This is a genomic window from Pandoraea vervacti, from assembly GCF_000934605.2.
Lineage (GTDB): Bacteria > Pseudomonadota > Gammaproteobacteria > Burkholderiales > Burkholderiaceae > Pandoraea > Pandoraea vervacti.
The window spans coordinates 4,223,264-4,235,841 of the sequence record NZ_CP010897.2 but is presented as its reverse complement, the minus strand read 5'-3'; the positions used below and the strand labels follow the sequence as shown (position 1 = coordinate 4,235,841).

Here is a 12,578-nt window from a genome sequence, read left to right as displayed (position 1 = left end):
GCCGAACACGTTTTTCTTGTCGGCGGGGCGCAGCAAGGCCTGGACGTGGTGGTACGAACGGCATTGCGCGCGGGCGACCCGACTGGTGGCCATCGCGCGAGGTCGTGCTTGCGTAAGTTGCGATGTGCAACTATATTGGTTGCGAATCGCAACTGATGTCGTGCTGAAATTCACCCCCTGCTCTGTGAGATGACCTATGGACATCGTCGACCTCCCCGGTAAGTCCCGCGATGCGGAGATTCTGGAACTGCGCGACTTTTCGCGCCGATTGGTTCGAGAACTCGGCTTCATGCGTAACACGCTGGCGGACAGCGGCCTCGCACCGTCGGCGGTGCACGCCATCATCGAAATCGGCGCAGCGCCCGGCATCAGCGCCAAGGAACTTGGCCATATTCTGCGGCTCGACAAATCGAATACCAGCCGCCAGGTTGCCAAGCTCGAAGCCAGCGGGTTCGTGCGCCGCACGACGGCGACTGACGACGCGCGTGCCTCCGAGCTGTATCTGACGGACGAAGGGCAGAAACTGCGTCGCAAGATCGATCGCTACGCGACGGATCAGGTCTCCAGTGCGCTGCGCCGTATCGTGCCGGCGGATCAGGAGGCGTTGGTCCGTTCGCTGGCGCTTTATGCGGACGCGCTGGCGCAGGACAACGCGTCGAGGCGCGATGGCGAGGCCGACGTTGCCGCGCAGATCACGCAAGGGTATCGGCCCGGATGCATTGGCGACATCGCGAGTCTTCATGCGCGCTATTACGCGGAGCATTGGGGGTTCGGTGCGTTTTTCGAGAAAAAGGTCGCAATGGGACTGGCAGAGTTTGCCGGCGCCTTGCCCGTCGATGGCAAGGCGTTGTGGCTTTACGTCGAGAATGGGCGCACGCTCGCATCCCTGGCGATCGATGGGAATCTCGAGACGGGTGTCGCGCATCTGCGTTGGTTCATCGTCGACGACGTGCTGCGCGGCACAGGTGTCGGGCGACGCCTCATGTCGACGGCCATGGAATATGTCGACGCGCGATTCCACGAGACGTACCTGTGGACGTTCAAAGGGCTCGATGCGGCCCGTCATCTGTACGAGTCGTTCGGCTTTGGTCTGGCCGAGGCATTCGAAGGCGATCAATGGGGCAGCAAGGTCACCGAGCAGCGGTTTGTCCGACGCAAGCGTTGATGCGCCACGGACTGTGGCGCGTCGCTATGTATTGCCACGTGCTGCCATCTGCTGCTACGTACTGCGTCGTTCGAGCAGGGGGAGCGCGTCGGATAACGACAGGACAGTCGTTCGCGAGTCGAATGCCGTGGCAAACAGCCGATCGTGCACGACGGGGTCAGGGTCGTAGCAGCAGTCTTTCACGGTGAATAAACGGTAGTCGGCGTCGCTCGCGTAGGCGACGCTTGAGAGCATCACGCCGGTCGAGGCAATGCCCGCCATGATCAGCGTGTCGATTCCCCTTTGGGCGAGTTGTGCCTGCAAGTCGGTGCCGAAGAAAGCGCTGGCGCGGTGGGCGACGACGCATGGCTCGTCAGCGCGCCGACCGAGCTCGGGGGATATCTTGTCGTGTACGAACAGTCCCAGGCGTTTGACGCCTTGTCCGTTCCGGTTCATCGGGCTGACTTCCGGATAACCTTCGCTGAAGTGAAATTTGACGAAGTAGACGGCAACGCCACTGGCGCGCGCGGCGTCGCACAGGGCCCGCGTATGGCTCAGCAGCGTTGGCGCAACCGATGGAAACAACGCGAGAATGTCCGTCTGGTAATGCATGACGATCAACGCGGTCTTTGCCGGGTCAATCGTCCTGCTGTATGCGTCGTACTCGCGGTCCGTCGAAGCCGCGATGGTGCCGTCGTTGGAAGAGGACATGAGCGGGAAGTCGTGGGAGTCGTGGGAGTCGTAGGGGTGATGGCGCGACTCTAGCACGAGGAGAGTCGAGGATTTGTCCACGCGCAAGCGGCGTCTGCCCGTCATCGCTTTGCCGTTGCGGTATTTCGTTACCCCGTTACCCCGTTACCCCGTTACCCCGTTACCCCGTTACCCCGTTACCCCGTTACCCCGTTACCCCGTTACCCCGTTACCCCGTTACCCCGTTGCGACGATGCGACGATGCGACGATGATGTGCGCCTGAATCTTCCCGCTCACTCGCCCGTAGCCATGCCGCGCGGAGATGGCGTTTGTGGCGGCGTCGGTCGCAAGCGACAGCGCAGCGGCGCCGCGCGCTTCGAGCGCATGGCGCAACGGCGTGCCGTGGCAGTAGGCGATTGCGGCATCGCGCGCCGAGGCGGCGACACTGGTTCTGGCTCGTGTTTCGATGTCGATCTGCGTGAAGCCGGCGCGCTGCAAGTCCTCCCGAATGCGCGCCGGGTCGTGGTATCCGTGTGGCGTGCGCGCCAGAAAGCGCGGCGGATCGTCAGGGAACAACGTGGCGACGGCGTTGGTGACTTCATCGGCAAATTCATTCGTCTCGATGCGGTCCCAGACACTGAAGATGAAGCGTCCGCCCGGTTTCATAACACGAAGGGCTTGTGCAAAGCCCTGCGTGCGATCGGGGAAGAACATCGCACCGAACTGACACACGACGACGTCGAAGGAGGCGGCGTCGAACGGCAACGCAAGGGCGTCGGCCTCTCGCCATTCGATGCGAACGTCTTCGGGTTGGCGACTGGCGGCGTAGTTGAGCATCGGCACATTGAGGTCGGTGACGACGTAACGTGCGTGCAAGACAAGTCTCGGGGCAAGTGCCCGCGTGAGCGCACCGCTGCCGGCGGCCGTTTCCAATACCGTGTCGGGAGAACTCGCTGCGACGAGTTGCGCCGTGTCCTCGGCATACGCCGCGAAGATCAGCGGCACCATCAGCGTGTCGTAGCACTTCGGGATCGAGCCGTCGAATACCTTGTCATGGTCGGACATCTTGCGCTCCCGGTGGGGCATGCCGTGGCAGTACTTCCTGAATTCTAGGTGCTCGGTGCGACGTTGGCGGTCCTGGGCAATCTGCGGGCGGTCGTAGCGGATGTAGCGGTCGTAGCGGTCGTAGCGGATGTCATGCTGTCCCGTGCTTAATATCCGACGGTACTTTTGAGTTCGGGATGCCGGATGTGGCGCTGGCGGTTGAAGGCAACCGTGTGATGGCTCGATCGCGCGGGACGCGGAGCGAAGCCTGCGAGACCGGCCTCCGGGAGGTGTGCCCCTCGACAATGCTTTCGGGGCGAGGGATAGGGAGGAAGGGCGGTCGCCTGGGGCGCTGCGGACGCCCAAAAGCAAAACGCCTTGATTTCGTCGTGAAATCAAGGCGTCAGCATGAAACTGGTTGCGGGGACAGGATTTGAACCTGTGACCTTCGGGTTATGAGCCCGACGAGCTGCCAGACTGCTCCACCCCGCGTCTGAGAAGAAGAATAATACGGGTATTCTGCGCATTGTGTCAAGCATTTATGACATTAAGTTTAATGCGCATCCGAAATTCATGCGCGACACATGCGCTATTCCGGCCTGAGGCGCGTGCGCCGACGCGCTGCGTACGTCCCGGCATTGCGTGACGCGACGGCGTTTACCAGCGAATCGTGACACCCGCCTGCACCGAATGCGCGAGCGATGCGGGATTCAGGCCGCGCTTGTAGCCGACGTCCAGATCGAGGTCCTTGGTCGGACTGTAGATAGCGCCGACCAGTGCGTAGGCAGGCTTGGTTTGCGAGCGGCTGTCGGGATTCGTGGCAAGGCCGACGTCGGCCACGAGCCGCAACTGATCCGTGACGCTGAACAGGACAGCCGTCGAGGCATTCCACAGACTTTGCCGATTGCCCACGCTATTGTTGTTCCACGTATAGCCGGCGTTGGCGAGGAACGTCCAGCGCTCGAGGTTGTACTGCATCAGCAGGTTGGCGCCCGTCGTAGCGCGTCCGTTGCCCAGGCCGCGCTCCTGGCTCGCGGTGGGAAGCGTGACGAACGGTTTCAGGCCGAGGCTCCATTGCTCACTTTCGAGAAAGCGCCATTTGGCCTGCAACAGCAGATCGGTGAAGCCGCTGGTCCAGCCGTCGCCGTCGGGGCGCGAGCGTTGGTACGGGGCCTGAATGGCGACGTCGAGCGTGGGAAGCACGCCGTAGGTCAGGGTGTTGGTCCATTGTTGCTGGCGCGACGTCGGAAACGTCAACCACTCGCTGTTGAGCTCAAGCTGCCAGTTGCCCGTGTCCTGCGTGCCGGTGTCATCCGTGACGAGCGGGTTTGCGGCGTGCGCGGCAAGCGGCGCGATCGCGGCGGCGAGCATCAAAAACTTCTTCATCGAAAACTCCTGCGGGGTCTTTGGCTTTTTGGTCTGCGGGCGTCATGCGACGAGCGTCGGCGATCATGTGATCAGGCGATCGGACGGCCAAGAGATCGGTCGGGCGGATCGTAAAGTCCGCGTGTGACAGCGTCAATCGAATCGTGCGCAAAGTGATACAGCCGTGACGGAACGTGTCGAATTTGCCGCTGTCTTTGCGATGTCTCTCAAATGGCGTTGCACATTTGTTCTTAATGTGGTGACGCGGTGCCCGGGCGTGACTCAGGCAGGCGGTGGTAGACTGCGCCGCCCTTTTTGCGCGAAGCCGAATCGCTATCGCGCGTCGACTCGAGTTTTTCAATGCAAGCCAGAAGTCATCTCATATTCGGCATTGGTGCGACTTGGCTGATGCATCGCACCGGCTGGGCGGCAAGCGTCCATGCGTGGCCGCTGACGCTCGTCGGTGCGTTACTGCCCGACATCGATCATCCGAAAAGTATGCTGGGGCGGCGCGTGGCGCCGCTGTCGCTTGCGATATCCGGACTGTTTGGACATCGCGGCATGACGCATTCGCTCATATTGCCCGTGCTTGCGATCGTCGGCTGTATTTACGGATGGGGTCACGTGCCGCCCTGGATGCTCGCGCTGTGCGCCGGATATCTGTCGCATCTGCTGGCCGATTGGCTGACACCCTCCGGTGTGCCGCTTTGCTGGCCGTTGCGCACGCGTTTTCGCTCGCCGCTTTTTGTGAGTACCGGGTCTGCCGCGGAGTGGTGCGTGGCGGCGGCGCTCGCTTTCGTCATGTGGCGATGGTGGTAACGGCGCGGCCATCGTCGCAGGGGGAGACGACGGATGGCGGCGATGTCTGCGTATGTCGGACGATTTGCGAGGCGTGACGCTCAGCGCCAGGTGAGGGGCGGCTCGTCCATCAGGGCGACTTGCTCGCGCAACTCCAGGATGCGGTCCTGCCAGTAACGCTGCGTGTTGAACCATGGGAAGGCAGCGGGAAATGCCGGATCGTCCCAACGTCGTGCGAGCCAGGCGCTGTAATGCAGCAGGCGCAGCGTGCGTAAGGCTTCCGTCAGATGGAGTTCGCGCGGATTGAAGTCGGCGAAGTCGACGTAGCCCGAGAGGACTTCGTCAAGTTGCATCGTCATTTCCGCCCGCGTTCCCGAGAGCAGCATCCAGAGATCCTGCATGGCCGGCGCTGTGCACGTGTCGTCGAAGTCGACGAAATGCGGTCCGGCATCGGTCCACAACACGTTTCCGCTGTGGCAGTCGCCGTGCACGCGCAGCAGGCGGATGTCGCCGGCGCGTTCATAGGCGCGCGCGATGCCATCCAGTGCGAGATCGACGATGCTGCGCCAGGCGTCGCGCAGGTCGGCGGGGATGAAATCGTTCGTCCACAGGTAATCGACGGGGACGCGGCCGTAGGTGTCGATGTCCAGCGTGAGGCGGTGGTGAAATGATTGCGTGGCCCCCTGGGCGTGAATGCGTCCGAGAAATCGGCCTAGCCAGTTGAGTGTGTCCGGGTCTTGGAGCTCGGGCGCGCGGCCGCCACGTCGGGGAAAGAGCGCGAAGCGGAAGCCCTCGTGGTGATGCAGGGTGCGCCCCTGGATCTCCAGTGGCGCTACGACCGGAATTTCGCACTCGGCGAGGGATTGGGTGAATGCGTGCTCTTCCAGAATGGCGTCGTCGGTCCATCGTTCGGGACGATAAAACTTGGCGATTAATGGAGGACCGTCCTCCATGCCTATCTGGTAGACGCGGTTTTCGTAACTGTTGAGCGCAAGCAGGCGCCCGTCACTATAGCTGCCGAGTTGCTCGATAGCGGTAATGACCGTGTCGGGCAGCAGGGCTGCGAAGGGATGTGAGTGCCCGGAGGCGTCGTGAGGCAGTTCTGTGTTCATGGCCACTATTGTGCCCAAACAGCGCGACGGCGGTGTAGGGGATGACACAAGCTGTCCTCTCTATCTCTATATATAAGAGACGCGTCGACTGGAACGGGACTGCCAGTCGGCCGAGATCCTTGGGCGTCAAAATAGTTTCACAAAGGGCTTGCGCGATTCGAGGAAGGTCATTAATATCTCGTCTCTCGCAACGACAGCGACGCAGCGAAAGCGGCGACGAGGTTGAAGCGAGGGGCTGAAAAGCCCGGTGGTTAGTGGTTTTGGAGCTTGTGAGTCGCTACGGCGACGAACGAAGAAAGCGAAAAAAACTGTTGACGACGACGAGAAGCTGCGACATAATCTCACTTCTCTGCTGCTGATGCAGCGACGCAGAAAACGAAGCGACGGCGCGGTAAGTAAGCGACGAAGCGAAGTTGGATGCGATTGATCTTTAAAAATTAAACAACCGATAAGTGTGGGCACTCGATGAATGGTGCGTCTGCTTCGGCAGATAAGCTTTAAATTTATTGAGGCTCACATAGTAATAGGTAAGTTAAGTAATTAACTTGTCAGCATACTTTGAGAGCGACCGGTTCTAGCGATTTATCGCGAAAAACCGAAAACAGTAACAGGTTTAAACTGAAGAGTTTGATCCTGGCTCAGATTGAACGCTGGCGGCATGCCTTACACATGCAAGTCGAACGGCAGCACGGGTGCTTGCACCTGGTGGCGAGTGGCGAACGGGTGAGTAATATATCGGAACGTACCTTGTAGTGGGGGATAGCTCGGCGAAAGCCGGATTAATACCGCATACGCTCTGAGGAGGAAAGCGGGGGACCTTCGGGCCTCGCGCTACAAGAGCGGCCGATATCAGATTAGCTAGTTGGTGAGGTAAAAGCTCACCAAGGCGACGATCTGTAGCTGGTCTGAGAGGACGACCAGCCACACTGGGACTGAGACACGGCCCAGACTCCTACGGGAGGCAGCAGTGGGGAATTTTGGACAATGGGCGAAAGCCTGATCCAGCAATGCCGCGTGTGTGAAGAAGGCCTTCGGGTTGTAAAGCACTTTTGTCCGGAAAGAAATCCTCTGGGTTAATACCTCGGGGGGATGACGGTACCGGAAGAATAAGCACCGGCTAACTACGTGCCAGCAGCCGCGGTAATACGTAGGGTGCAAGCGTTAATCGGAATTACTGGGCGTAAAGCGTGCGCAGGCGGTTTTGTAAGACGGATGTGAAATCCCCGGGCTCAACCTGGGAACTGCATTCGTGACTGCAAGGCTAGAGTATGGCAGAGGGGGGTAGAATTCCACGTGTAGCAGTGAAATGCGTAGAGATGTGGAGGAATACCGATGGCGAAGGCAGCCCCCTGGGCCAATACTGACGCTCATGCACGAAAGCGTGGGGAGCAAACAGGATTAGATACCCTGGTAGTCCACGCCCTAAACGATGTCAACTAGTTGTTGGGGATTCATTTCCTTAGTAACGTAGCTAACGCGTGAAGTTGACCGCCTGGGGAGTACGGTCGCAAGATTAAAACTCAAAGGAATTGACGGGGACCCGCACAAGCGGTGGATGATGTGGATTAATTCGATGCAACGCGAAAAACCTTACCTACCCTTGACATGTACGGAATCCTGCTGAGAGGTGGGAGTGCTCGAAAGAGAACCGTAACACAGGTGCTGCATGGCTGTCGTCAGCTCGTGTCGTGAGATGTTGGGTTAAGTCCCGCAACGAGCGCAACCCTTGTCCTTAGTTGCTACGCAAGAGCACTCTAAGGAGACTGCCGGTGACAAACCGGAGGAAGGTGGGGATGACGTCAAGTCCTCATGGCCCTTATGGGTAGGGCTTCACACGTCATACAATGGTCGGTACAGAGGGCTGCCAAACCGCGAGGTGGAGCTAACCCCAGAAAACCGATCGTAGTCCGGATCGCAGTCTGCAACTCGACTGCGTGAAGCTGGAATCGCTAGTAATCGCGGATCAGCATGTCGCGGTGAATACGTTCCCGGGTCTTGTACACACCGCCCGTCACACCATGGGAGTGGGTTTTGCCAGAAGTAGGTAGCCTAACCGCAAGGAGGGCGCTTACCACGGCAGGATTCATGACTGGGGTGAAGTCGTAACAAGGTAGCCGTAGGGGAACCTGCGGCTGGATCACCTCCTTTCTAGAGCATGCACTGGAAGTTGAGTGTTCACGCTTATCGGTTGTTGACTGCGTAGATCTAAGTCGGGTCTGTAGCTCAGGTGGTTAGAGCACCGTCTTGATAAGGCGGGGGTCGAAGGTTCAAGTCCTTCCAGACCCACCAACTCTTTCCACTGACGTCCGGTAGAAAGAAATCTGGCTGAGGCAAGGCACAAAGAGCCGCTGCATACATGGGTATGCAAGGTTTTTTGTAACGCTGAATCAGGCTGATTTTGGGGGATTAGCTCAGCTGGGAGAGCACCTGCTTTGCAAGCAGGGGGTCGTCGGTTCGATCCCGTCATCCTCCACCACTTCTTAGATCACATCGATGTCAGTCAAAAGCAAGTTATCTCAGTGGTACTTCTGAAGTAAATCCCTGAATGTGAATGCTTTTGAATGACAGCAATGTCATGCAGTATTTGTTCTTTAACAATTTGGAAGAAGAAGTAGTACAACGGAAGCGCGTTAGAGATGGCGCGTGGAAATTGTACGGGTTGTGATTGTATCAACCAGTATTTAAAGTGATCGAAAGATGACTTGGAATACGGCACAACGCTAATACTCAACCTATAAAGGATGTGTCGAGAGACGCACTCGTTATAGGGTCAAGCGAATAAGTGCATGTGGTGGATGCCTTGGCGATTACAGGCGATGAAGGACGCGATAGCCTGCGAAAAGTTGTGGGGAGCTGGCAAATAAGCATTGATCCACAAATGTCCGAATGGGGAAACCCGGCCTTTTAGGTCATCCTAGACTGAATACATAGGTCTAGCGAAGCGAACGCGGCGAACTGAAACATCTAAGTAGCTGCAGGAAAAGAAATCAACCGAGATTCCCAAAGTAGTGGCGAGCGAAATGGGACCAGCCTTCAAGATTTAGCACCGGTGTTATCAAAACGGAATGGAAAGTCCGGCCATAGTGGGTGATAGCCCCGTATGAGAAAACCCTGGTGTGGAACTAAGCTTGAGAAAAGTAGGGCGGGACACGTGAAATCCTGTCTGAAGATGGGGGGACCATCCTCCAAGGCTAAATACTCGTAATCGACCGATAGTGAACCAGTACCGTGAGGGAAAGGCGAAAAGAACCCCGGGAGGGGAGTGAAATAGATCCTGAAACCGCATGCATACAAACAGTCGGAGCCTCGTAAGGGGTGACGGCGTACCTTTTGTATAATGGGTCAGCGACTTACATTCAGTGGCAAGCTTAACCGAATAGGGAAGGCGTAGCGAAAGCGAGTCCGAATAGGGCGTTCAGTCGCTGGGTGTAGACCCGAAACCAAGTGATCTATCCATGGCCAGGTTGAAGGTGCGGTAACACGTACTGGAGGACCGAACCCACTAACGTTGAAAAGTTAGGGGATGAGCTGTGGATAGGGGTGAAAGGCTAAACAAACTTGGAAATAGCTGGTTCTCTCCGAAAACTATTTAGGTAGTGCCTCGTGTATCACCTTCGGGGGTAGAGCACTGTCATGGTTGAGGGGTCCATTGCGGATTACCTCGCCATAGCAAACTCCGAATACCGAAGAGTGCAATCACGGGAGACAGACATCGGGTGCTAACGTCCGGTGTCAAGAGGGAAACAACCCAGACCGCCAGCTAAGGTCCCTAAATATTGCTAAGTGGGAAACGAAGTGGGAAGGCTAAAACAGTCAGGAGGTTGGCTTAGAAGCAGCCACCCTTTAAAGAAAGCGTAATAGCTCACTGATCGAGTCGTCCTGCGCGGAAGATGTAACGGGGCTAAGCAATATACCGAAGCTGCGGATGCGAGCTTGCTCGCATGGTAGGAGAGCGTTCTGTAAGCCTGTGAAGGTGTCTTGTAAAGGATGCTGGAGGTATCAGAAGTGCGAATGCTGACATGAGTAGCGATAAAGGGGGTGAAAGGCCCCCTCGCCGTAAGCCCAAGGTTTCCTACGCAACGTTCATCGGCGTAGGGTGAGTCGGCCCCTAAGGCGAGGCAGAGATGCGTAGCTGATGGGAAGCAGGTTAATATTCCTGCACCGTCGTATGATGCGATGGGGGGACGGATCGCGGAAGGTTGTCCGGGTGTTGGAAGTCCCGGTCCCTGCAGTGGAGAAGGCGCTTAGGCAAATCCGGGCGCGTAATTCAAGGCTGTGGGGCGAGCGAACTTGTTCGCGAAGCAATTGGAAGTGGTTCCAAGAAAAGCCTCTAAGCTTCAGTCATACGAGACCGTACCGCAAACCGACACAGGTGGGCGAGATGAGTATTCTAAGGCGCTTGAGAGAACTCGGGAGAAGGAACTCGGCAAATTGGTACCGTAACTTCGGGATAAGGTACGCCCTTGTAGCTTGACTGGCCTGCGCCAGGAGGGTGAAGGGGTTGCAATAAACTGGTGGCTGCGACTGTTTAATAAAAACACAGCACTCTGCAAACACGAAAGTGGACGTATAGGGTGTGACGCCTGCCCGGTGCCGGAAGATTAAATGATGGGGTGCAAGCTCTTGATTGAAGTCCCGGTAAACGGCGGCCGTAACTATAACGGTCCTAAGGTAGCGAAATTCCTTGTCGGGTAAGTTCCGACCTGCACGAATGGCGTAACGATGGCCACACTGTCTCCTCCCGAGACTCAGCGAAGTTGAAGTGTTTGTGATGATGCAATCTACCCGCGGCTAGACGGAAAGACCCCATGAACCTTTACTGTAGCTTTGCATTGGACTTTGAACCGGTCTGTGTAGGATAGGTGGGAGGCTTTGAAGCAGGAACGCTAGTTTCTGTGGAGCCGTCCTTGAAATACCACCCTGGCTTGTTTGAGGTTCTAACCTAGGTCCGTAATCCGGATCGGGGACAGTGCATGGTAGGCAGTTTGACTGGGGCGGTCTCCTCCCAAAGTGTAACGGAGGAGTACGAAGGTACGCTAGGTACGGTCGGAAATCGTGCTGATAGTGCAATGGCAAAAGCGTGCTTAACTGCGAGACTGACAAGTCGAGCAGGTGCGAAAGCAGGTCATAGTGATCCGGTGGTTCTGTATGGAAGGGCCATCGCTCAACGGATAAAAGGTACTCTGGGGATAACAGGCTGATACCGCCCAAGAGTTCATATCGACGGCGGTGTTTGGCACCTCGATGTCGGCTCATCTCATCCTGGGGCTGTAGCCGGTCCCAAGGGTATGGCTGTTCGCCATTTAAAGAGGTACGTGAGCTGGGTTTAAAACGTCGTGAGACAGTTTGGTCCCTATCTGCCGTGGGCGTTGGAAGTTTGAAGGGGGCTGCTCCTAGTACGAGAGGACCGGAGTGGACGAACCTCTGGTGTACCGGTTGTCACGCCAGTGGCATCGCCGGGTAGCTATGTTCGGAAGAGATAACCGCTGAAAGCATCTAAGCGGGAAACTCGCCTTAAGATGAGACTTCCCTGGGAACTCGATTCCCCTTAAGGGTCGTTCAAGACCAGGACGTTGATAGGTCAGGTGTGGAAGCGCAGTAATGCGTTAAGCTAACTGATACTAATTGCCCGTGAGGCTTGATCCTATAACCAGTGTGTTTTTCCTGGTGTGAGTATCGCTGTGCCGATACACTCACAACCCACAAGTTGTTGTACTACGCTTCTTCCGAATTGGTTTTGTTGGGATACCCTCCCAGCAGAACATACAAGTTATGCCTGATGACCATAGCGAGTTGGAACCACCCCTTCCCATCCCGAACAGGACCGTGAAACGACTCCACGCCGATGATAGTGCGGATACCCGTGTGAAAGTAGGTAATCGTCAGGCTCCCCTTAAAAACCCCTTGCTACCCGGTAGCGAGGGGTTTTTGCTTTTGGGCGCGCATTCTTTGCGTAATCCGCGACCGCAGCCGCAAGCTGCGCCAAGGTTGATCTCGCGTCCACGCGCAGCGTAACGGTACTTCTAGGCTTCCGCTCTGCCCGCTCGACAGACTCGGACTGATCACGTCTCTAGACGCCAGACGCCAGACGCCAGACTCCAGACGCCAGACGCCAGACTCCAGACTCCAGACGCCAGACGCCAGACGCCAGACTCCAGACGCCAGACTCCAGACTCCAGACTCCAGACGCCACACGCCACACGCCACACGCCACACGCCACACGCAGGGCGATGCCGCGAGTAATGTCGGCAACGTCCGCCGTTCGCGCTGGTGCGAGGGCTGAGGAGCGACGATTCTTTTGTGCGCCCATCCATTTTCTACAGTGCAGTGCCCACAAACTCCGGTTGGGGCCCGCGCTAGTCGGCATCTGGCGATACAACGTCTGCGTTCGCGATCCTCCGTGCATCATCCCCGAGTAATCTC

At 57.4% G+C, this 12,578-nt stretch carries 7 protein-coding genes, 3 tRNA genes and 3 rRNA genes; 7 read left to right on the top strand and 6 right to left on the bottom strand.

What is annotated here, in order from left to right; translation table 11 throughout:
* Positions 1 to 196 precede the first annotated feature (196 nt).
* Positions 197 to 1,165, top strand: coding sequence for a bifunctional helix-turn-helix transcriptional regulator/GNAT family N-acetyltransferase (locus UC34_RS18395; protein WP_044456698.1), 969 nt, complete (start codon positions 197 to 199; stop codon positions 1,163 to 1,165).
* A 54-nt stretch (positions 1,166 to 1,219) separates the two neighbouring features.
* Here the strand turns inward: UC34_RS18395 and UC34_RS18390 are convergent, their stop codons facing one another.
* The 4 genes from UC34_RS18390 to UC34_RS18375 form a co-directional block, all read right to left on the bottom strand.
* Positions 1,220 to 1,756, bottom strand: coding sequence for a cysteine hydrolase family protein (locus UC34_RS18390; protein WP_044456697.1), 537 nt, complete (start codon positions 1,754 to 1,756; stop codon positions 1,220 to 1,222).
* A 307-nt stretch (positions 1,757 to 2,063) separates the two neighbouring features.
* Positions 2,064 to 2,900 carry a class I SAM-dependent methyltransferase gene (locus tag UC34_RS18385; protein ID WP_044456696.1) on the bottom strand — a complete coding sequence of 279 codons (837 nt, stop codon included), beginning with the start codon at positions 2,898 to 2,900 and terminating at the stop codon, positions 2,064 to 2,066.
* 394 nt (positions 2,901 to 3,294) lie between these two features.
* Positions 3,295 to 3,371: transfer RNA gene (locus UC34_RS18380), tRNA-Met, on the bottom strand.
* A gap of 165 nt (positions 3,372 to 3,536) precedes the next feature.
* On the bottom strand, positions 3,537 to 4,265 hold the full coding sequence (locus UC34_RS18375) for a transporter (protein WP_044456695.1): 729 nt from the start codon (positions 4,263 to 4,265) through the stop codon (positions 3,537 to 3,539).
* Between the two features lie 339 nt (positions 4,266 to 4,604).
* Here UC34_RS18375 and UC34_RS18370 point away from each other — a divergent pair, with 339 nt between their 5' ends.
* Entirely contained in the window at positions 4,605 to 5,063 is a 459-nt protein-coding gene (locus UC34_RS18370; protein ID WP_044456694.1) for a metal-dependent hydrolase, read from the top strand.
* 80 nt (positions 5,064 to 5,143) lie between these two features.
* Here UC34_RS18370 and UC34_RS18365 read toward each other — a convergent pair whose 3' ends face one another.
* The gene (locus tag UC34_RS18365; protein WP_044456693.1) at positions 5,144 to 6,154 is read right to left on the bottom strand and encodes a serine/threonine protein kinase; all 1,011 of its coding nucleotides are present in this window, start codon (positions 6,152 to 6,154) and stop codon (positions 5,144 to 5,146) included.
* Between the two features lie 615 nt (positions 6,155 to 6,769).
* Between UC34_RS18365 and UC34_RS18360 the strand changes: the two genes are divergently transcribed.
* The 5 genes from UC34_RS18360 (at position 6,770) to rrf (ending at position 12,042) form a co-directional block, all read left to right on the top strand.
* Positions 6,770 to 8,302: ribosomal RNA gene (locus UC34_RS18360) — 16S ribosomal RNA — on the top strand.
* A gap of 64 nt (positions 8,303 to 8,366) precedes the next feature.
* Positions 8,367 to 8,443, top strand: a tRNA-Ile gene (locus tag UC34_RS18355).
* A 111-nt stretch (positions 8,444 to 8,554) separates the two neighbouring features.
* A tRNA-Ala gene (locus tag UC34_RS18350) sits at positions 8,555 to 8,630 on the top strand.
* A gap of 292 nt (positions 8,631 to 8,922) precedes the next feature.
* Positions 8,923 to 11,800, top strand: a 23S ribosomal RNA gene (locus UC34_RS18345).
* A gap of 129 nt (positions 11,801 to 11,929) precedes the next feature.
* A 5S ribosomal RNA gene (gene rrf / locus UC34_RS18340) occupies positions 11,930 to 12,042 on the top strand.
* Together the 16S, 23S and 5S rRNA genes with 2 tRNA genes alongside form the textbook arrangement of a ribosomal RNA operon.
* 174 nt (positions 12,043 to 12,216) lie before the next feature.
* Here the strand turns inward: rrf and UC34_RS18335 are convergent.
* Entirely contained in the window at positions 12,217 to 12,465 is a 249-nt protein-coding gene (locus UC34_RS18335; RefSeq protein ID WP_157123235.1) for a hypothetical protein, read from the bottom strand.
* Positions 12,466 to 12,578 lie beyond the last annotated feature (113 nt).